Origin of the sequence: Variovorax sp. RKNM96, from assembly GCF_017161115.1 — a bacterium.
Taxonomy (GTDB): domain Bacteria; phylum Pseudomonadota; class Gammaproteobacteria; order Burkholderiales; family Burkholderiaceae_C; genus Variovorax.
Map to the genome: position 1 here is coordinate 6,987,442 of NZ_CP046508.1, position 20,811 is coordinate 7,008,252.

14 protein-coding genes are annotated in these 20,811 nt (G+C 68.3%); 4 read left to right on the forward strand and 10 right to left on the reverse strand.

All coding sequences use genetic code 11. The features are described from left to right. Position 1: 1 nt before the first annotated feature. The 3 genes from GNX71_RS32615 to mdeB all read right to left on the reverse strand — a co-directional run bounded on the left by GNX71_RS32615 (position 2) and on the right by mdeB (position 4,960). The gene (locus GNX71_RS32615) at positions 2 to 1,297 is read right to left on the reverse strand and encodes an MFS transporter (protein WP_241027361.1); all 1,296 of its coding nucleotides are present in this window, start codon (positions 1,295 to 1,297) and stop codon (positions 2 to 4) included. Between the two features lie 184 nt (positions 1,298 to 1,481). Further along, positions 1,482 to 2,258, reverse strand: a complete 777-nt coding sequence (locus GNX71_RS32620) for a FadR/GntR family transcriptional regulator (protein WP_206176216.1) — start codon at positions 2,256 to 2,258, stop codon at positions 1,482 to 1,484. Positions 2,259 to 2,308: 50 nt separating this feature from the next. Then, entirely contained in the window at positions 2,309 to 4,960 is a 2,652-nt protein-coding gene (gene mdeB, locus GNX71_RS32625; protein WP_206176217.1) for an alpha-ketoglutarate dehydrogenase, read from the reverse strand. 105 nt (positions 4,961 to 5,065) lie between these two features. Between mdeB and GNX71_RS32630 the strand changes: the two genes are divergently transcribed. Continuing rightward, positions 5,066 to 5,539: an Lrp/AsnC family transcriptional regulator gene (locus tag GNX71_RS32630; RefSeq protein WP_206176218.1), complete on the forward strand. Its 474-nt coding sequence runs from the start codon at positions 5,066 to 5,068 to the stop codon at positions 5,537 to 5,539. An 11-nt stretch (positions 5,540 to 5,550) separates the two neighbouring features. Here the strand turns inward: GNX71_RS32630 and GNX71_RS32635 are convergent, their stop codons facing one another. The 3 genes from GNX71_RS32635 to GNX71_RS32645 form a co-directional block, all read right to left on the reverse strand. Then, complete coding sequence (locus GNX71_RS32635; protein ID WP_206176219.1) at positions 5,551 to 7,560, reverse strand: alkaline phosphatase PhoX; 2,010 nt, start codon at positions 7,558 to 7,560, stop codon at positions 5,551 to 5,553. Positions 7,561 to 7,795: 235 nt separating this feature from the next. Further along, on the reverse strand, positions 7,796 to 10,021 hold the full coding sequence (locus GNX71_RS32640; protein WP_206176220.1) for a PhoX family phosphatase: 2,226 nt from the start codon (positions 10,019 to 10,021) through the stop codon (positions 7,796 to 7,798). A 251-nt stretch (positions 10,022 to 10,272) separates the two neighbouring features. Further along, positions 10,273 to 11,421 (reverse strand): MltA domain-containing protein, encoded by a 1,149-nt coding sequence (locus GNX71_RS32645; protein WP_206176221.1) that lies wholly within the window; start codon positions 11,419 to 11,421, stop codon positions 10,273 to 10,275. Between GNX71_RS32645 and GNX71_RS32650 the strand changes: the two genes are divergently transcribed. The 3 genes from GNX71_RS32650 (at position 11,420) to GNX71_RS32660 (ending at position 13,084) form a co-directional block, all read left to right on the forward strand. Beyond that, positions 11,420 to 11,581 (forward strand): hypothetical protein, encoded by a 162-nt coding sequence (locus GNX71_RS32650; protein ID WP_176661265.1) that lies wholly within the window; start codon positions 11,420 to 11,422, stop codon positions 11,579 to 11,581. The genes GNX71_RS32645 and GNX71_RS32650 overlap by 2 nt on opposite strands. 198 nt (positions 11,582 to 11,779) lie before the next feature. Next, entirely contained in the window at positions 11,780 to 12,439 is a 660-nt protein-coding gene (locus GNX71_RS32655) for an OmpA family protein (RefSeq protein WP_013544214.1), read from the forward strand. Positions 12,440 to 12,517: 78 nt separating this feature from the next. Continuing rightward, positions 12,518 to 13,084: an OmpA family protein gene (locus tag GNX71_RS32660; RefSeq protein WP_206176222.1), complete on the forward strand. Its 567-nt coding sequence runs from the start codon at positions 12,518 to 12,520 to the stop codon at positions 13,082 to 13,084. Positions 13,085 to 13,088: 4 nt separating this feature from the next. Here GNX71_RS32660 and GNX71_RS32665 read toward each other — a convergent pair whose 3' ends face one another. The 4 genes from GNX71_RS32665 to GNX71_RS32680 are packed head-to-tail and all read right to left on the reverse strand — an operon-like array spanning position 13,089 to position 20,788. Next, on the reverse strand, positions 13,089 to 13,715 hold the full coding sequence (locus GNX71_RS32665) for a response regulator (RefSeq protein ID WP_206176223.1): 627 nt from the start codon (positions 13,713 to 13,715) through the stop codon (positions 13,089 to 13,091). Positions 13,716 to 13,752: 37 nt separating this feature from the next. After that, positions 13,753 to 15,798 (reverse strand): ATP-binding protein, encoded by a 2,046-nt coding sequence (locus GNX71_RS32670; RefSeq protein ID WP_206176224.1) that lies wholly within the window; start codon positions 15,796 to 15,798, stop codon positions 13,753 to 13,755. 5 nt (positions 15,799 to 15,803) lie between these two features. Beyond that, the gene (locus GNX71_RS32675; protein ID WP_206176225.1) at positions 15,804 to 16,619 is read right to left on the reverse strand and encodes a carbon-nitrogen hydrolase family protein; all 816 of its coding nucleotides are present in this window, start codon (positions 16,617 to 16,619) and stop codon (positions 15,804 to 15,806) included. Continuing rightward, positions 16,616 to 20,788: a YhdP family protein gene (locus GNX71_RS32680; protein ID WP_206176226.1), complete on the reverse strand. Its 4,173-nt coding sequence runs from the start codon at positions 20,786 to 20,788 to the stop codon at positions 16,616 to 16,618. The genes GNX71_RS32675 and GNX71_RS32680 overlap by 4 nt, the downstream gene beginning before the upstream one ends. Positions 20,789 to 20,811 lie beyond the last annotated feature (23 nt).

Here is a 20,811-nt window from a genome sequence, read left to right on the forward strand (position 1 = left end):
ATCAGCGGTTGACGAGTTGCTTGGGCGTGAGCCACACGCCGATGGCGCCGAGCACCAGCGCCGCGGCCAGCACGTACATGCCGATCTGCGTGCTGCCCGTGAGGTCTTTCAGATAGCCGATGAGGTAGGGGCTCACGAAGCCCGCGAGGTTCCCCACCGAGTTGATGGCCGCGATGCCGGCAGCCGCGGCCGTCCCCGAAAGGAAGGCGGTGGGCAGCGACCAGAAGAGCGGCGCGCAGGTCAGCACGCCGGCCGCCGCGAGCGAGAGGAACGCGAGCGACACGGCCGTGTTCTGCGTGTACGAGGCGGCCACGGTGAAGCCCACGGCGCCCATCATCGCGGGCACGATCAGGTGCCAGCGGCGCTCCTGCCGGCGGTCGGCGCTGCGGCCGAAGAGGTTCATCGCGACGATCGCGCAGACGAACGGAATCGCGCTCAGGAGGCCGATGTTGAAGTTGCCCTGCACGCCCGTGGCCTTCACCAGCGTGGGCAGCCAGAAGGTCAGCGCGTACTGGCCCATGACGAAGGCGAAGTAGATGAGCGCCATCCACCACACGCGCGCATCGCGGAACACCGCGGCCACCGAATGCGGGCCCTTGGCGCCGTGCGCCTGGTCGCGCTCGACCTCGCGCTGCAGCAGCGCCTTTTCCTCGGGCGAGAGCCAGCGGGCCTGCTGGATGCCGTTGTCCAGGTAGAAGAGAACCATCACGCCGACGAGCACCGCGGGAATGGCCTCGATGACGAACATCCACTGCCAGCCGTGCATCGACGAGACACCATGGAAGGCGTCCATGATCCAGCCCGACAGCGGATTGCCGAAGATGCCCGCCACCGGGATCGCCGACATGAAGACCGCGATGATCCGCGCGCGCCGGTGCGACGGGTACCAGTGCGTGAGGTAGAGGATCACGCCGGGATAGAAGCCCGCCTCGGCCACGCCGAGCAGGAACCGCAGGATGTAGAAGCTGGTGGGCGTCTCCACGAACACGAAGCATGCGGAGAGGATGCCCCAGGTGATCATGATCCGCGCGATCCACATGCGCGCGCCCACGCGGTTGAGCAGCAGGTTGCTCGGCACCTCGAAGAGGAAGTAGCCGAGGAAGAAGATGCCGGCGCCCAGGCCGAACACCGTTTCGCTGAAGCCCAGGTCCTGCCCCATCTGCAGCTTGGCGAAGCCGACGTTCACCCGGTCGAGATACGCGACCACGTAGCAAAGCATCAGGAAGGGAACGAGGCGCCAGAAAACCTTGGAATAGGCGCGCTTCTCGAGCGCGGTGTCGGGCGGCAGGCCGGCCATGGCCGAAGGCGCGCCGGCCTGGAGGGTTGGAGTCATGGAAGGAAGTCGCTTGCTTTGGATGAGAGAAGCGAGGTCGTCCCGTCGCCATGCAGCGCGGCCGCCTCTTGATTTGTCAGGTCATCATACAAATTCAAGACAAATTGGCCGACCCGGGTAAACCCTCAAGCAACACCTCGTTTCCTTCTTATTTGCCCGCGGGCCAGCCTTCGACCAGCGGCCGCGCGAGCTGCGCGCCTTCCTGCTGCCAGAAGGCCGGATCGGCCTGCTCGATGCGGCGGATCGCGTTGTCCATGTGCGACTTGGCCGCCTCGCGGGCGCGGAGCGCGTCGCCAGCCTCGATGGCTTCGACGATCTGCGCATGTTCCTGCGCGACCTCGCGCGCAAAGTCCGCCCGGCGCGCCTCATTGGCGCGGGTGACGCGCGTGGCACCGTGCAGGAACTGTCGCAGGTACTGCAGCGTGCCGATCAGGAACGGGTTGCGCGCGGCCTCCGCGATGGCGCGATGAAAGCGCACGTCCTCGTCGGCACCGTTGCCGCCGGCCGCCACCGCGGCATGCAGCGCGTCGATGGCGTCGCGGATGCGTTGCACGTCTTCAGGGGTACGGCGTTCGGCCGCGAGCGCGGCCACTTCCGCTTCGAGCGCGCGGCGCAACTCGACCATCTGGATCACCGCTTCACGCGAGGCGACATGCGGCATCTCGAAGCGGAGCGGCTCGACGCCGGCAGCGCGCACATACACGCCGCTCCCCTGGCGCGAATCCACGAGCCCCAACGACTTGAGCCGCGAGACCGCTTCACGAATGACGGTTCGGCTCACGCCGAACTGCTCGGCAAGCACCGCTTCGGTCGGCAGACGGTCGCCTTCGGACAGGCGCCCGCTGCGCACCTCGGCCGCAAGCGCATCGGCCACCTGGTCGGCCAGGCGGACGGCGGGGGCGAGGGATTGGAAGCGGGCGGTCATGGACCGCGCGACTCTAACGCAGGCCTGCGCGCACTACACCCCGCCGGGGCTCAGCCCAGTGCGTATCTCGCAGCCCGCGCAATGCTCGCCGCGTCCACGCGGAAGAACGCGCGCAACGCGGCGCGCGTGTCGCTGCGGCCGAACCCGTCGGTGCCGAGCGTGAGGTAGCGGCGGCCTTCGGGGAGGAAGGCGCGCACGCTCTCGGGCACGCTGCGCACGTAGTCGGTGGCGGCGACGATCGGGGCCTTGCCTGCGCCGAGCTGCTGCGCGATGAACGGCACACCCGCTTCTTCGCCGGCGATCGCGCGCTGCTCGCTCGCCACGCCATCACGCGCGAGTTCGCTCCAGCTCGTGACGCTGAACACCTCGGCCTCGATGCCTTCGTCGGCCAGCAACTGCGCGGCCTTCACGACCTCGGTGAGGATCGCACCCGAGCCCATCAGCGTGACCTTCTTCTTGGCTTTGCCCGAAGTGGGCGCGTAGACGCCGAAGCGATAGCACCCGCGCAGGATGTCCGCTTCTGCACCTTGGGGCACATCGGGCTGCGCGTAGTTCTCGTTCATGAGCGTGACGTAATAGAAAACGTCCTTCTGCTCGACCATCATTTCGCGGATGCCCGCATCGACGATCACCGCCATCTCGCCCGCATAGGCCGGGTCGTAGGCCTTGCAGTTCGGGATGGTCGCGGCCACGAGGTGGCTGCTGCCGTCCTGGTGCTGCAGGCCCTCGCCGCCGAGCGTGGTGCGGCCCGACGTGGCGCCGAGCAGGAAGCCGCGCGCGCGCTGGTCGGCCGCGGCCCAGATCGCATCGCCCACGCGCTGGAAACCGAACATCGAGTAGTAGATATAGAACGGCAGCATCGCCAGGCCATGCACGCTGTAGCTGGTGGCCGCGGCCGTCCAGCTCGCGATGGCGCCGGCTTCGCTGATGCCTTCTTCGAGAATCTGCCCGTCGGTCGCTTCGCGATAACTCAGCACCGAGCCGATGTCTTCCGGCGCATAGCGCTGGCCCACGCTCGAATAGATGCCCACCTGCTTGAAGAGATTCGCCATGCCGAAGGTGCGCGCCTCGTCGGCCACGATGGGCACGATACGCGGGCCGAGCGCCTTGTCCTTCATGAGGTTGCCCAGCATGCGAACGAACGCCATGGTGGTGCTCATCTCCTTGCCGGCCGCCGCCGTGGCGAACTGCGCGTAGCTCGCGATGTCGGGCTTGGGCACCACCTCGCACGCGGTCTCGCGGCGCGGCATGGCGCCGCCGAGCGCTTCGCGGTGCTGGCGCAGATAGCGCATCTCGGCGCTGTCTTCGGCGGGCCGATAGAAGTCCATCGCCGTGGCCTGCGCGTCGGTGAGCGGCAGGTTGAAGCGGTCGCGGAATTCGATCAGATCGACGTCGCCCATCTTCTTGTGCGAGTGCGTGGTCATCTTGCCCTGCGCGGCGCTGCCCATGCCGTAGCCCTTCTTGGTGTGGGCGAGGATCACGGTGGGCTGGCCCTTGTGCTTGGCGGCCGCGGCGTAGGCCGCATGGATCTTCACGAGGTCGTGGCCGCCGCGCTTGAGGCGATCGATCTGCTCGTCGGTCATGCCTTCGGCCAGGCGCGCGAGCTCGGGGTTCTGGCCGAAGAAGTTGTCGCGGTTGAAGCGACCGTCCTTCGCGGCGAAGGTCTGCATCTGGCCGTCGACGGTGTTGGCGAACACGCGGGCCAATGCACCGCTCACGTCCTGCGCGAACAGGCCGTCCCAGTCGCTGCCCCACACGAGCTTGACGACGTTCCAGCCCGCGCCCGCAAAGAGCTTCTCGAGCTCGTCGATGATGCGGCCGTTGCCGCGCACCGGGCCGTCGAGGCGCTGCAGGTTGCAGTTGACGACCCACACGAGGTTGTCGAGCTTCTCGCGCGCGGCGAGCGTGAGCGCGCTCATCGATTCGGGCTCGTCCATCTCGCCGTCGCCGAACACGCCCCACACTTTCCGGCCTTCGCAGTTCAGCAGGTTGCGGTGCGTGAGGTAGCGCATGAAGCGCGCGTGATAGATCGAGCTGATGGGGCCGATGCCCATCGAGCCCGTGGGGAACTGCCAGAAGTCCGGCATCAGGTACGGATGCGGATAGCTGCTCAGACCGCGCGCGCCGCTGCCTTCCGTGAAGGCCGGCGCGGTGAGTTCCTGGCGATAGTGCTTCAGGTCTTCTTCGCTCAAGCGGCCTTCGAGGAACGCCCGCGCATAGACGCCGGGCGCGCTGTGCGGCTGGAAGAACACGAGGTCGCCGCGATGCTGCTCGCTGCGCGCATGGAAGAAGTGATTGAAGCCGGTCTCGAACAGGTCCGCCGCGCTCGCGTAGCTCGCGATGTGGCCGCCGAGTTCGCCATACGCCTGGTTGGCCTTGGCCACCATCGCGAGCGCGTTCCAGCGCATCAGCGAGGCCAGGCGCTCTTCCACCGCGAGGTCGCCCGGGAACGGCGGCTGGTCTTCGGCGGCGATGGTGTTGACGTAGGGCGTCGCAAGCTCGGGCTGCCAGCCGATGCGCTGCTGGCGCGCGACGCGGGCCAGTTCGACCAGCATCTGGCGCGCGCGCTGCGGGCCATGCGTTTGCGCGAGCGCCAGGAAAGCATCGCGCCATTCGGCGGTCTCCGCGGGATCGGGGTCGTGCGACATCGGGCTGTCGAGCAGCAGGGCGCGCATCTGGTCGGCTGAAATCGGGGCGTTCATGACGGCACTTTAAGCCGACATGCGGAAAATTAGCTACCGGCGCCAGCAAGTCCACGCTGTCGTCGCAGCATAAAATTCCGCCATCTCTTGATTTCGAAGCATTTCATGCAACTCGATGCCATCGACCTGCGCATTCTCGACGAGCTGCAGCGCGACGGCGCGCTGTCGAACGTGGAGCTCGCGCGCCGCGTGCACCTGTCGCCCTCGCCATGCCTGGCGCGCGTGAAGATGCTCGAAGCGAATGGCGTGATCGACCGCTATGTGGCGCTCGCGAACGCGAAGGCGCTGGGCCTCGGGCTCAACGTGTTCATCTCGATCAGCCTCACGACGCAGAGCAAGCAGTCGCTCGCCGACTTCGAGCAGCGCATCGCCGAGCACGACGAGGTGATGGAGTGCTACCTGATGACCGGCGACAGCGACTACCTGATCCGCATCGCCGTGGCCGACATGGCGGCGCTGGAGCGATTCATCATGGAACAGCTCACGCCGATCCCGGGGATCGAGAAGATCCGCTCGAGCTTTGCGCTCAAGCAGGTCAGATACAAGACGGCGCTGCCGTTGCCGGCAGCGCCGTCCTGAACCGATGACGATTACTTCGAGAGCTTCGGCTGGATCGGGTCGGCGGTGAGGTAGCCGACCGCGGCGCTGAAAGCGTCGTTGTAGTTCGCCTTGATCGCGGGAGCGAGGTCCTTCACACCGCTGGCGGCGGTCTTGATGAACTCGCCCGGGTGCTGGAAATTGCTCATGATGTACGTCCAGCCGTTGATCTCATCCACGGCATGAAGGCCCGTGCATTCGGCGCCGCTCGGAGTCGACAGGATGCGCGACAGCTTCTTCGTGTCGACGTTGTAGGCCCACAGGAAGTTGTTGACGTGGTTGCCGCTGTCTTCGCCGATGAAGAGCGTGCGCATCTTCTCCGAGAACTTGATGTTGTCGGGGCTGGCGATCTTGTCCGCGTGGGCGGTGTTGCCCAGCGCGTCGGCGGCGATGTCCTCGCCGACGATCAGCGCCTTGGTCTTCACGGGCACCCATTCGCTGTTGATCGCGGTGCCGCCGGTGTCCTTCTGGCTGCCCGCCAGGTTGTGGGCCATCACGCCGCCAGCCACGAGGGGCGCATCCACCGTGACGTTCAGATCCGCGCGCCATGCGGCGTTGCCCTTGACCATCGACGACTGGATATTGGCAAGCGCCGAGTAGGCGATCTTGTCCTTGGCGTTGACGGTCGTGCCTTCCATCTTGGTGAAAGCCATGCTGGCGCCCACGAGGTTGGCGTAGCGGTGCGTCTCCAGGAATGCGGCGGCCTTCTCCATGCCGGGCACGAGCTTGACCCACTGCGCGACGCCGTCGGCAAAGATCTTCGTGTAGCTCGCATCGGTCGGATCGGTGAACTTCACATCCATGATGTCGGTCGGCGCGACAGTGTTGGCCAGCGCCTCGATCTCGGCGCTGGTGGCGTGGCCCAGCTTGATCCAGGTCAGCGCGGCGCCGGCAGCCGCCGGATCGATCGAGAAGCCGGTGCCGACCTTGGCAACGTACAGCGTACCGGCGGACAGGTCCTTCTCCTTGTCGGCCACGAACATGAAGAAGCCGCCGTTGGTGTAGTCGTCGCCCATGAGCGCCGTGCGGTTGTCGGGCATCACCTGGATCAGCTCGTGCGAGATGCGGCCGAGGCAATAGTGCTTCTTCACGCTGCCGGTTCCGTCGGGGTTCACGGTGACTTCGGGCAGGTGGCCGTAGTGGTAGGCCTTGGCCGTGGTCTCGCTGCCGAACACGTTCTTGCTGTAAGCCTTGAACTGCTTGTCGCCGGAGGAACCGACCGCGGCGAACGCATCGGGCTCGTACTCCTCGCTCGAGAGGTGCGTGCCCCAGGGCGAGAGGCTCGCGCCGCAGGTGATCCACAGGCCGTGGGCGCTGGACATGTCGACGTTGTGGTACTTCACGAGGCTCAGCTTGCCGGTGGCCTGGTCCTGGTCGAGCGTGAGCACGGCGATGGGCGAGGGCAGTTGGCCGTAGGTGCTGACACCGGCCTGGTTCTTCGTCGTGTATTCGAACTGGACAACCGCGAACACCGGCTTGCCCTTGACGCCGGGCACGCTGGCGTTGGGAACGCTCAGCAGCGAGCTGCCGTCAGGTGCATCGGAGAAGAACTGGCGTTCCTTGCCGGCGACCGAGGCGTCGATGATCGGCTTGTTGTTGATGTCGACATAGCCGCCGGCGAGGACCTTGCCGCCCTTGCCGTCGGACACCATGTCGCCGGTCAGGAAGAAGGGCTGGTAGGCCAGCTTGTATTCGGTGGAACTGCCGTTGTCGAACGACACCTTGAGCGTGGAGCCGACCGTGGTGGTGGCCATGGCGGCGGCATTCGCGAGCGACGGTGCGGCCATGCCGGTGAATTCGGCCGAGACGAAATTGGCGGCGGGAGCCGGTGCCGGTGGAGGCGCGGGCGGCAGCACGATGGGCGGGAATGCCTGGCCGCCATCACCACCACCGCCGCAGGCGGTTAGGAAGGCGAGGCCGCCCAGCGGGAGCATCGGGGCCGCGCCCAGGAGCTTGAGGGCGTGGCGGCGGGAGGCGACAGGCGCCTTGTTGGAATCAGTCATTGGTTTTCCGCAGATCGTGGGGTGGTTGCGGTGAGGCCGAAAGTCAGCCTCCCGTCAGAGCGTGGACCTTAAAAGGCGCTCATGACGGAACCGTGCATCGCGCATGACAGAGCGATGACACCAGGGCTTGCGAGCGCGACGTCCCGCAGGCTTCTTTCATCTCTGGAGCCGGCGCCCGTGGAACCGGCAAGGCCGGTCCACGGTGCGTCCTTTCTCCAGCGAAACGGCGCCGGTCTCAGAGACCGATCAGGCCGCCGTCGTTCTTCGTGATCACCACAGTCGCCGAACGCGGACGGGCATTGCCGCCTTCGGGCCAGTGGCTGCCGAACTTCGTCGGGTCGCCAATGCTCGCGGCCGACGTCGTCTCTCCCGGGTGCTGGATGTTGACGAACAGCGCACGCCCATCGCCCGATTCGGCGATGCCGGTGATCTCGCAGTCCTTCGGGCCGACCAGGAAGCGGCGCAGGCCGTCCGTGCCGGGCGCCTTGCCGACGAAGGTCGCCTGCGTGCCGGTGGTGCCGCCGTCCACGTTGGTGATGGTCTTCGCAGCACCGTCGCCGACCTTGCCAGGCAGTGCCGCGAGCAGCATGCAGTTGGTCACGTCGGTGTACTTGCCGTCGTCGGTCTCCAGCCACAGCAGGCCGGGGGCGGCCTCGCTGAACCACATGCCGTCGGGGCTGGAGAAGTCGTTGTCGGCACCCAGGGCCGACAGGTTCACGTCGGCCGACGCGGTGGAGCGCGCGCCGAAGAGATAGCAGTCCCAGGTGAAGGTCACGGCCGCCGGGTTACCGCCGGCGTCGGCGAAGCGAACGATGTGGCCGTTCGGGTTGCCCTTTTGCGCGGCGCCGTTCTTCGGGTCGTTGTACGAACGCGGGTTGGACGCGTCGGTGCCGCCGACCGGGCGTGCCGTGTTGTTGGTGAGGGTGAGGTACACCTCGCCGTTCTTCGGATTGACGGCCGTCCACTCCGGGCGGTCCATCTTCGTGGCGCCGGCCGCATCGGCGGCGTGGCGTGCGTTGATCACAACGTCGGCCGCGTCGGCGAATGCGTATTTGGCGTAGCCCGAAGTGATGTTGTTCACGCCCAGCTTCAGCTCGAGCCAGTTGCCCGTGCCGTCGGCATTGAACCTGGCGACATAGAGCTTGCCGTCGTCCATGTACTTGTCGCCGGCCGCGATGCCGCCGCCGATGTCGGCTGCGTCCCAGGCCTTGGTGGAGACGAACTTGTAGAGGTACTCGTTCTGCGAGTCGTCGCCCATGTACCAGACCAGCGGCTTGCCGACCACGACCGAGCCGAGGCAGGCGCCTTCATGGCCGAAGCGACCGAGCGCGGTGCGCTTCTTGGGCGTGCTGGCGGGCGTGAACGGATCGATCTCGACCACCCAGCCGTACGTGTTGGAGCCGTTGCGGAAGTCGTCGGTCGCGGTGGCGCCGATGACTTCGGTGTTCCAGCGGCCATAGAGGTTGTCGGCCGTGTCGGGCGTGACGGTGGCCCAGAGTTCGCGGCCGGTGCTGGCCACGCCGTAGCGGTTGAAGCTCGCGATTTCCTTGGCGGTGCGCTTGGGGTCGTCGGTGGCCTTGATGCGGCGGAAGTAGCCGGCCCAGTTCTCCTCGCAGGTCAGGTACGTGCCCCAGGGCGTGGTGCCGTTGGCGCAGTTGTTGAGCGTGCCGCGGGTCTTGCTGCCGTCGGTCGAGTACTTGGTCTTCAGGTACTCGGTTTTCGCGGCGGGGCCGGAGAACGTCATCTCGGTCAGCGTGTGGACGCGGCGGTTGAAGCTCGAGGCCTGCTTGTAGCTCCAGGCGTTGCCGGTCTTGTTGACCTCGATCACGCTCACGCCGTGCAGGTAGAACTCGCGCAGCACTTCGTCGGCGACGGTACGGGCACCGCCCACCACCGTCTGGCCGGTGGGATGCAGGAACAGCGGCGTGATGGCTTCGTGGTTCATCACAAGCAGGCCGCGCGACGCACCGGCCGGGTCCCACTTGTTCGAGCCGTTCATGCCGAAGAAGGTCATGCCGTCGTGGTGGTCGCCGGCGCGGCGGTCGTAGGTGGCGGCATCGTCGGTGCCGTCGTTCTTGTAGGCGGCGACACCCGAGGCGATCGGGTCGCCCAGGCGATACAGCACGCTGGCGGTATAGCCGGCGGGAACGCTCACCACGTCGTCCAGGCTCTTGGCCACGGCATTGAAGTTGAGCTTGAGCGGTGCGGCCGGTGCCGGTGGCGGAGCGGGAGGCGCGGGCGCCGGTGCGGGCGGCAGGATCGGGAAGGAGACGCTGCTGTCACTGCCGCCGCCGCAAGCCTGCAGCAGCGCCGTGCCGGCCGTGCCGACACCCAGGCCAAAGAGATGGCGGCGGCTCAGGCGCGAGGCGATCAGGTCGGTGAACGAGGGGTTGGCGGTGGGATTGGTGCCGATATCGTCGAGATCGATCCCGGATTCGTCGGAGCGAGTGTTTGCGGTCATGCGCAATTTCTTTCGTGGGTTGAAGAAAACACCCGCGAAGCTAGGTACTTCGTATGACACTCCCGTGAATTGATCAGGTTCCCGTCAGGTTGTTCTGCTCGACCCAGTTTGAATGGCTCGCCCCTGGGCTTCGCGCACTTCGTGCGCTTCTCCTTCCCCCAACCGGGGGCAACACCGGCGGCCCGGCAAAGCCGGTTCCGCGGTATTTCTGGAAGGGGTCAGGAAGGGATCGATCCGATCCCGCTCTTCCGTCAGGGAGCGGGGAGCTGCCTCGGCCACAGCGCCCACAGGCGCAATGGCTGGTTCACACTCGCGGCGAGCCGACCCGCATCGGGGCCGGTGCCTGCGAAGTAATCGGCGCGCACCGCGCCGAGGATCGCGCTGCCGGTGTCCTGCGCCACCACGAGCTTCTGCAGCTGCGCCGCCGGCCCGCTCGATGCGAGCCACACCGGCGTGCCGTACGGAATGCTCTCGCGGTCGACCGCGATCGAGCGGCCCGCCGTGAGCGGCACGCCCTGCGCGCCGCGCGGGCCGAAGGCGGCGTCGACCTCGCTCATCGTTTCCTCGCGGAAGAACACGTAGCGCGGATTGCTCCACAGGAGCTGCGGCACGCGCTGCGGGTTCTGCGCCGCCCAGGCCTTGGTGTCGTCGGGCCACTTGCCGACCTTGCTCACGCCCTGGCTCATGAGCCACTGCTGCACGCTGCGATAGGGCTGCTCGTTGGTGGCCGAGAAGGCCACGCGCACGGTGTGCTGGTAGCCGTTGGCCTCGGTGATGCGCAGGCGCCCCGAGCCCTGGATGTGCAGCATCAGCGCGTCAATGGGGTCGGCCATCCATGCGATCTCGCGGCCGCGCAGCGCGGCCTGGGCTTCGGGCAGGGTCTCGATTTCCTGGCGCGTGTACCAGGGGCGCTTGGGCACCAGTCCTTCGGGGGCTTGATAGAGCGGCACGTTGAAGGCTGCGCTGGGCACGCGGGAGGCTTCGTACACCGGCTCGTAGTAGCTGGTGAGCTTGCCTTCGCTCTGGCCCGCGAGCGATTCGACACGGTAGGGCTGCAGCCGCTCGGTCATCCACTGGCGCTGCTCCTCGGGGGTGCCGATGGCCAGCTGGCGCACGTCGCGGCACAGCGGTGCGAAAGCGGCGTTGGGACGCGCGCAGTTGGCGAGCAGCGCGATCCAGGCTTCGTGCAGCGGGTCTTCACTGAAGCCCGGCAGCTCCGCCCAGCCGACGGGCACCCAGCGGCTCTTGGGGTGCGCGAGCGATCCGGTCAGCGGTCCAAGGTCGCGCGGCGGGGTGGCGGAAGGTCGGGTGGGTGCGTCGGGCACGCGAGGGCCGACGGAACAGCCGGCGAGCGTTGCTACGATCACAAGCCCGACCAGCCACTGGAGTCCATTTCTCATGGGTTTGATTCTGCTTGAAGCCCTCGCCGCGGGACTCGTGTTCATCTTGATCATCTGGTGGACCATGTTTTCCGGCCGCAGCAAGGGTGAATTGCACGACGACACCGAGCCCGAAGCCGACCGCGCGCCCGACGATGGGCATCCGCCGCCGAAACCGTGAATTGCTCGCGTAGCCCACGGCCGCACACCCGTGTCGGAGAAGTGCCTGGTCGCTATTACTTTAGTAGCAATCATCGCAGCATTCACGCGGAACGGCGAAGGTTTTCTTATTTTCCGTAGGGCCTTGAGCCCGTACCATCGCGTACCCTCCCCAGCGCTAAGCTGTGCCCCGCTTGATTCAACATCGAAAGGGATCTCCATGAAAAAGTTCGTACTCGCCACCTGTGCCACCGCCATCGTCCTGTCCGGCTGCGCCGGCGGCATGACCGACACGCAGCGCAACACCGGCATCGGCGCCGGCATCGGCGCACTCGGCGGCGCCGCCATCGGCTCGGCCACCGGCGGCAACCGCGGTGCCATCGGCACGGGCGCGGTGGTCGGCGCGGCAGCCGGCGCGCTCGGCGGCTACCTGTGGTCGCAGCGCATGGAAAACCAGAAGCGCCAGATGGAAGCCGCCACCCAGGGCACCGGCGTGGCCGTGACCCAGACTCAGAACAACGAGCTGAAGCTGGCCATTCCGAGCGACGTGTCGTTCGACGTGGGCCGCGCCAACATCAAGCCCAACTTCGCACCGGTGCTCGACCAGTTCGCCAGCGGCCTGCGCAACAACCCGAATGCCGAGGTGCGCATCATCGGCCACACCGACAGCACCGGCTCGGACGCCATCAACAACCCGCTGTCGGTCGACCGTGCCGCCAGCACGCGCGACTATCTCGTGGCACGCGGCGTGAACGCGGCGGCCTTCCGCATCGAAGGCCGCGGTTCGCACGAGCCGGTGGCCGACAACAATTCCGATGCCGGCCGCGCGCAGAATCGGCGCGTCGAAATCTACGTGGGTGAGCGCGGCCCGCGCGGCTAAGCAGCCACTCAGCGGGAAACCGACCGCATCGAACGGTCGGTTCCCGCCATCTTTTTTTGGTCCATAGAGGGAAAACTCATGAGGAAGCTTCTTGTCTCGGGTGCAGCCGCAGCGGCTGCGGTGATGTTCATTGCAGGCTGCGCTTCGCAGTCCGCACCGCCGCCGGCACCCGCACCGGCCGCGCAGCCGGCACCGCCCGCCAACAGCTGGACCGCGCGCCTGGCCGCACTGAAGGCCGACCTGGAAGCCTCGACCAAGGGCACGGGCGTGGTGATCGAGCAGACCGCCGACAACCAGCTGCACGTGGTCATTCCGAATGAGCTCTCGTTCGACACCGGCCGCGCCAACGTCAAGCGCAACCTCGCGCAGGTGCTCGACAAGGTCGCCGAAGGCCTGAAGACCGCCACCGCCGCCAGCGTGCGCGTGGTCGGCCACACCGACAACACCGGCAGCGAAGAAGGCAATGAGCGCCTCTCGGTGAGCCGTGCCGACAGCGTGCGCAACCACCTGGTGGGCCGCGGCGTGTCGACGACCGCGATCACCACCGACGGCCGCGGCTCGCGCGAACCGCTGGCCGACAACGGCACGCCGGCTGGCCGCGCCCAGAACCGCCGCGTCGAAATCTTCGTCGCGGAAAAGGCCTGACCCTCTAAAGGTCCCGAAGTCGGTTCGCCAACTCCACGGCCGACTTCACTTCCATTTTCTCGAACACGCGCGCCCGGTGGACCTCCACCGTGCGCACGCTGATCGCCAACTGATCGGCGATCAGCTTGTTCGGCAGCCCCTCGACCACGAGCCGCATCACATCGCGCTCGCGGTCCGTCAGTTCGGCGATGCGTCCGACAAGGTTGCGGCGCACGCCCTGCACCTCGAGCGCGCGCAGCGACGCACCGAGCGCCTGCTCGATGCGGTCGACCAGCGCGTTGTCCGAGAACGGCTTCTCGCAGAAATCGAAGGCGCCGCGCTTGACGGCGTCGACGGCCGTCGGCACGTCCGCATGGCCGGTGAGAAAGATCACCGGCATCGCGTCCAGCAGGCCGCGCTCGGCCAGGCGATCGAACAGCACGAGCCCGCTGGTGCCGGGCATGCGCACATCGAGCAGCAGGCAGCGCGGCTGATCCGGCAGCGGGCCCTGTGCGAGCAACTGCTCGAAGGCCTCGGCGCTGCCGAAATGCTCGCTGGCCAGGCGCCGCGAGCGCAGCAGCCAGGCCAGCGCCTCGCGCACGCTGGCGTCGTCGTCGACGATATAGATGAGTCCATCGATCAGCGGTTGCATATCAACAATTCCAGGAAGAGCGAAGGCCGGGAGCGTGTCATGTGCTCGGCAGGGTGAATCGGAAGATCGTGCCGCGCGGCCGGTTGGGCTCGTGCATGAGCGCGCCGCCGTGCTGCTCCACCACCGTGCGGCACAGGCTCAGGCCGAGGCCCATGCCGTCGGCGCGCGTGGTGAAGAAAGGCGTGAAGAGCCGCTCGGCGACGTCCTCGCCGATGCCGCAGCCCAGGTCGGCCACCGAGAACTCGAGCCAGCGCCGCGCGTCCTCGGCGCCCGGGCCACCCACCGCCACGGCGCGCGCCACGCGCAGCCGCAGCACGCGGCTGCCGGTGTTGTCGGGGCTGTCCATCGCCTGCATCGCATTGCGCGCGAGGTTGAGCAGCACCTGCTCGACCAGCGTGCGGTCGCACATGGCCGCGGGCAGCCGGTCTTCGAGCACCACCTCGATGATCACGCCGAGCTTGCGCGCCTGCAGCCGTACCAGCGGCAGCACCGCGTCGATGAGTGCTTGCGGCGCGACGGCCTCGCGCGTACGGTCGCGCCGGCGCACGAAGTCGTGCACGCTGCGGATCACCTGGCCCGCGCGATCGGCCTGCTCGGCGATGCGCCTGACGGCCATCGCGACCTCGCCCTGGTCGCCCTTCGCATTCGGCCCAAGCAGGTTGAGCGAACCGCTGGCATAACTCGCGATCGCGGCCAGCGGCTGCGTGAGTTCGTGGCTCAGCAGCGACGCCATCTCGCCGACCGTGGCGAGCCGCGCGCTGGCCTGCAGGCGCTCCTGGCTCGCGCGCGAAAGCTCCTCGATGCGGCGCTGCTCGCTCACATCGATGAACGCGCTCATCCAGCCGGTCTGCACGCGGTGCGCGTTGATCAGCGGCGCCTCGAAGATCAGCACCGGAAAGCGCGTGCCGTCCTTGCGCATGAAGACCGATTCGAAGCCTTCGCGCGGCGGCATGCCGCCGGCCAGCCGCCGCGCCTGGCGCTGCTGGTATTCGTGCGCCAGTTCGGTGGGCCAGTAGGGCGCGTCGCCGTTGTCGGCCATGAGCTCTTCGGGGCTGAAGCCGACCATCTCGCAGAAGGCCGGGTTCACGTAGGTGATGCGTCCCTGCAGGTCGCGTGCGCGCAGGCCCGTGATGACCGAGTCTTCCATCGCCTTGCGGAACGCAAGCGCATCGGCCAGGTCGCGCTCGGCGCGCAGGCGCCGCCGCGTGTCGCGCGCGAGCAGCACCAGCACCGACACCAGCGCGATCGAGATCGCAGTGACCAGCGCCGTGAGCATGTTCGGAAACAGGTCGGGCGCGGCGCGCCAGCCGTCCACGCGCAGCATCAGCGCGGCGCCCGGCAGGTCGATCAGCTGCTGCGAGGTGAACACGCGCGTGCCGACACGGCGCGAACTGCCCAGCGCCACCAGCCGCGTGCCGTCGGTCTCGGTGAACGCCACTTCCTGCCCGCGCGTGAGTGTGGGGCCGACCAGTTCGATGAGCGCGTCGCGCAGCGAATAGCTCGCGACGAGAAAACCGCCGGCGTCGATGGGCACGCAGAACTCCATCACCTCGACACCACCGCCACCGGCAATCGGCACGTAGTGGCTCGGCGAGTACGCGCCCGCGCCGAGCTTGCGGGCGGCCGCGCAGGCCAGCATCACGTCGGACTGCTCGGGGCCGCGGCTCGCCTCGTCCAGGAGGCGCATGCGGTAGGGCGTGTTGATGGCTTCGAGCGGGCGCAGTGCAGCATCGCGCCATTCGAGCCTGAGCCATTCGCGGTGCTCGCGCAGCAGGGCCGCGGCGGCCTCGTTCCATTTCGCGCGATCCGTGCCCGGCGTCTGCGTGGCGCGCAGGCTCTGCGCATTGCGCTGGAAGCCGCTGCGCAGGTCGGAGACGGCGTCGGCGGTGTCGCGGTCGAGTTGGGCCTGCACCTGCTCGACCTCGTGCCGCCCCGCGAGCCACACCACCGTGACCAGCAGCACCGACACCAGCACCGCGAGCAGCAGCCACAGGAACCAGCGCTGCCACAGCGAGCGCAGGCGCCCGTACGCGGAACGCGCCCACCGCTGCGGTGCGACGGTCAGCAGCGCATCGGAGGACATCGCGGCTAGAGAACGCAGTGCGACAGCACGGGCAGCTGCGTGCGCGTGCGCTCGATCTGCTTCGCGTCGATGTCGAACAGGACGACGCCTTCGTCGCTGGCCTGCTGCGCCACCACCGTACCCCACGGGTCGATGACGAGCGACTGGCCCCAGGTCTGACGGCCGTTCTCGTGCGTGCCACCCTGCGCGGGCGCGACCACCCAGGCGAGGTTCTCGATGGCGCGGGCGCGCAGCAGCACCTCCCAGTGGGCGGCGCCTGTCGTGCGGGTGAAAGCGCTGGGCACCAGCAGCAGGTCGGCACCCTGCTTGGCGAGCGCGCGGTAGAGCTCCGGAAAGCGCAGGTCATAGCAGACGCTCATGCCGATGCGCCAGCTGTGGCCGTCGCGCGAAGGCAAGTCGAACACCACGGGTTTGGCGCCCGGCGCGATGACGCGCCGCTCGTCGTAGCGCTCGGTGCCGTTGTCGAAGAAGAAGAGATGGATCTTGTCGTAGCGCGCCACGCACCGCCCCTCGGGCGAGAAGGCCAGCGAGCTGTTGAAGACGTGCTCGGCATCGGTGCTCTCGATGGGCAGCGTGCCGCCCACGATCCACAGGCCGAACTCGCGCGCCGCATCGGCCAGGAACCCCTGCACCGTGCCCGCGCCGGCCGTCTCGCGCAGGCCCAGCTTGTCGGTGTCGCGCGCGCCCATCATGCAGAAATACTCGGGCAGCACCGCGAGCTCGGCGCCCGCCGCGGCCGCCTGCGCGAGCAGGTCGTGGGCGCGCGCGAGATTGGCTTCGCGGGCGATGGCCGACACCATCTGGATGGCTGCGACTTTCATTGCGTGGTCTCCGTCTTCTTGCCTTCTTCCGCGGCCGCGGAACCGGTCCGGCCCGGAATGCCCGGGAGGCTCGGCAGTTGCAGCGTGCGCGGCACCTTGGCTATTTTGGGGTCGGCCCAGGTGCCTTCGATGTGGAACTCCTGCGTGGCGGCGGCGGCGAGCGGCTTGCTCAGCACCCACTGCGCGAGGAAGGTTCCGAGGCCGATGGCCGGGTTGATGGCAGTGGCCACCAGCGCGGCGGTGCCGGCGTTGATCTCGGGCACCACCACCACGCGCAGGTTCTGCGTCTCGCGCACGATGTCGGCCGAGCCGTCCATGAGCGCCGCGGCATTGACGCCCTTCATCTGCAGGTTGTTGGTGCTCGCGATGCCCTTGTCGATCTTGGCATCGCCGCGGATGAAGTCGAAGGCGAAGCCTTCGCTGAACACATCGCGGAAGTCGAGCGTGAGCCGGCGCGGCAGCGCCTGCAGGCTCAGCACGCCCAGCAGCTTGGCCAGCCCCGGGTCGGCCTTGAGGAACTGGCCCGATTCCACGTCGACCTGCAACTGGCCGCCCAGGCTCGGGTAGTCGAGCGAGAACGGCGAGCCGCGCCAGTTGACGTCGCCTTCCATTCGCCCCTTGCCGCGTCGCAGCACGCCGGGCATGCCGAAGCGCGCGAGCAGGTCGCCGGCATCGGCGATGTCCAGTTTGAAGGTCATGGCCGTGCGGCGCTGGCCCGCGGCGGCACCGGGGATGGCGGCCCAGGTGCCCTTCGCCGCGAAGCTCGCCTCGGGCATGGTGAAGGTCAGCTTGTTGAGCAGCCATTCGCGGCCCGCGCCCCCGCGGTTGACCGCATCGATCTCGGCGCGGCCCAGGCGCTTGCCGAGCAGTTCGAAGTCGTCGATGACGATGTCGAGCGCGGGCAGCGTGCCCGGCTGCTCGTCGAGCAGCGCTTCGACCTGGGTCGCCTCGGCCGGCGCGATCTTCAGGCGCGCGAGCCGCGCGTAGAGCCGGCCGGCCTGCGTGTGGCGGTACTCGGCGTAGCCGCTCAGTTCGGTGGCGTCGATGTTGGCGCGCCAGAGCGCGCCTTCGCGCGTGCCGCCCAGCACCACGTTGTGCAGGGTGCGCCCGGCAATGCCCAGCTGCTGCGCGCGCACCGCGATGCGTGTGGGCAGGTAGGCCTGCGCGGCGTCTTCACCGGCGCCGGGGGTTTCGCTCGGGGTGCTGCTCGCGGCGGCGCCCAGCAGGGCGTCCCATGCGGCGATGTCGAGCTTGGCCACGTTGACGTTCGCAAAAACGCCCTTGTCGGGCAGGCTCGCGGTCTCGCCCGCCGAGAGGCCGACGCCGATGCTGCCGCGCAGCACGCGCGCCTCGGCGCCCGAGATGTCGCGAACGAACTGCACCGCCCCGATGCGGCCGAGTTCCAGCGAGAGCTGATCTTGCGTGGCAACGTTGACGCCGCCCGGGCGGGTTTCGCGCGCCAGCACCTTCTTCTCGATGCGCAGCGGCATCTGCTCCTCGGCGGTCTTCACGAGCGGGGTCGGCAATTGCAGGGCGAGGCCTTGCAGGCTGCTCGTGAGTGACAGTTCCGAAGCGCCGTCGCGTACCGAGAACGTCGCCGCGAACGGCGTGCTGCCGCTGGCCTTGCCGGCAAGGCGCGCGAGCCATTCGGCCTCGCGCGCACCGCGCAGGCCCTCGGCGGTGGCGGTGCCCTGCGCCTTCAGCGCGACCTCGCGGTTGGGTCCGGCGAAACGGCCCTTGCCTTCGATGCGGATGTCGCCGCCGAGCAGCCTGGCCTGCACGCCGGCCAGCGAAAAACCGGTCTCGGTGAAGTTCAGCGTGCCCTTGCTGTGCGTGAGCGACGGCGCTTCGGACACGAACTGCAGTTCGTTGTCGGACAGCGCGACGCTGGCCTGCACCTTGGCGTTGTCCATCGCCGCGAGCGGCAGTTCCAGGTGCAGCTTGTAGTCGGCCGAGCCGGTGGCGCGCGCGGTGCGCATGATCTCTCCCGTCTCGCCGGCCAGCGGCGCGCCCACGCGCAGCACCTCGCCGAGCGGCCCCTTGGCCTGCACATCGACGCGCAGCACCTGCGCGTGGTGCGACAGCTCGGGAATCTGCGCCTCGCCCTTGGTCACCTCGACACCGGTGGCGCCGACCAGGCGACCGCGCGCATTGCGCACCAGCATGCTGTCGCGCTCGAACACCAGTTCGCCCGAGAGGCCGGTCAGGGCCGGCCACACCGGGGCGGGCGCTGCGCTGCGCGACGACGCGGCTGCGAGCGAGGGCGGCACATAGGCGTAGTTGACATCCGCCACCTTGGCCGCAATGCGGAAGTCGCCCAGCTTCGGGTCCTTGAACGGCATGTCGTGCAGGTCGCCACGCACGCGGAAATCGACGGTGCTCGCGGTGCCCTTGGTGACGGCGTCGCGCACGTAGTCGCGGGTGTGCTGGGGAATGTCGAGCGGCAGGTAGCGGAACACGCGCGTGCCGTCGGCACGGGTGAGCTTGCCCTGCAGGTCGAGCACGCCGGGGAAACGGCCCTTGCCGCTCGAGACGGCCGGGTCGCTGGTGCGCCAGCTGGCCTCGGCATCGCCCTCGGCGTCGGTGTTGGCGAAGCGCAGCTTGGAGACCTGCACCTGCGCGTTGCCGTTGTCGAGCTTCCATTGCAGCTGGGTGGAGAGCCGGTCGATCGGGATCACGGGCTCCTCGAACACGCCCGGGAATTCGAGCGTGCCCTGCGCGATGGCCAGCGTGGCCGTGCCGCCGGTGTGGGTGGCGTCGAAGTCGACGGTGGCACCGCTCAGGCCCGGCGTGCCGGGGTGGGCACGCGGAGGTGTTGCGGTGGCCGTTGCCGTAGCGGCTGTTGCAGGGGCCGGTGCGGGCACGGACGGCGTTGCCGGCGCCGGCTGCGAGGCCACGCGCAGGCCGCTCACGCGGCCGCGCGCCTGGTACTTGTCGGGCGCGCCCAGCGAGCCCTGCCAGCTCAGGTCGATGTGCTCCACCAGCCCGCGCGGCGCATAGCTGTCGAGCATGCGGTGCGTGGCTTCGCCGAGCGGCAGCCGGTCGGCGATGAGCGCGAGCGCGGCCAGGTCGAGCCGGTCGGCACGCAACGCGCCCTTCTCCGGCGTGCGACCCTTGGCCGGCGTGTGCTGCAGCCAGAGGTTGCCTCCGGGCCAGCGCAGGCCGTCGGAGGTGTCGAACTGCAGCGCGGTGGTCGAGAACTCGAGGGTCTCGCCGTCCAGCTGCCCCGCAAGGCGGCCGGTGACCGAGCGCAGCACCAGCGGCTGCAGCCCCTTGCCGAGCGAGGCATCGACGCGATCGAGCCCCAGGTCGGCCGCGCCGCCCACGAGCTGGCCGTCCTCCACGTCGGCCCAGAGGCGCACCGCGCCGTTGCCTTCGCGGATACGCGCATCGAGCGAGACGTATTGGCCCAGGCGGGTGACGTCGATGTAGGGCAGGTCGGCGTAGATCTGGCCGTCCCAGGTCTGCCAGCGGCCGGTGCGCACCGACAGCAGCGGCTGGCGGAACTGCCCGCGCAGCGTGAAGCGCTGGCCCCAGCCGGCCGGCGGCGTGGCGTCGAGCCTGAGGCCGTGGCGGCGGCCGCCGTTGCGCGCCACGAAGCGCACGTCGGTCAGGAGGATCGGTTCGGCCTGGCGCTGCTCGTCGGTCCAGCGCACGGTGCCGCCTTCGATGACCAGCTCGCGCTGCGCGAAAAACCAGTCGGCGGCGCGGGTCTCTCCGGTCGTATCGGTGGCCATGTGCAATCCAGCCACATGGAGTTTTCCCTGAGCATCGCGGCGCACATCGAGCTGCGGGCCCTCGATGTAGAGCTGCTCGAAATTGAGGCGCCAGAGCGATCGCGGCGACACGCTGGCCACCACGCGCACGAGGCGAAGGGCCTCGCGCTTGTCCGCATCCTGCAGCACCACGTCGCGCAGTTCGAAGGCGGGGAAAAGCCCCTCGGGGCGGGCGGTGATAGAGCCGATGCGCACCGGCACGCCGATGGCCTTGCTAGCCTGTGCCTCCAGTGCGCCGCGAAAATCACCGATTCGCGGCACAATCCACGCGTGTAGGACAACGACTGACAGCGCCAGCAGAAGCCATGCAGCGATCAGCAAACCCAACAGCCAGCGCGCCGTCACAGCGGTGATTTTGAGCAGACGTGAAGGGGTAGACGCCGTGTCGTTCATTGAGGATCGCGCTGTGTCGGGAA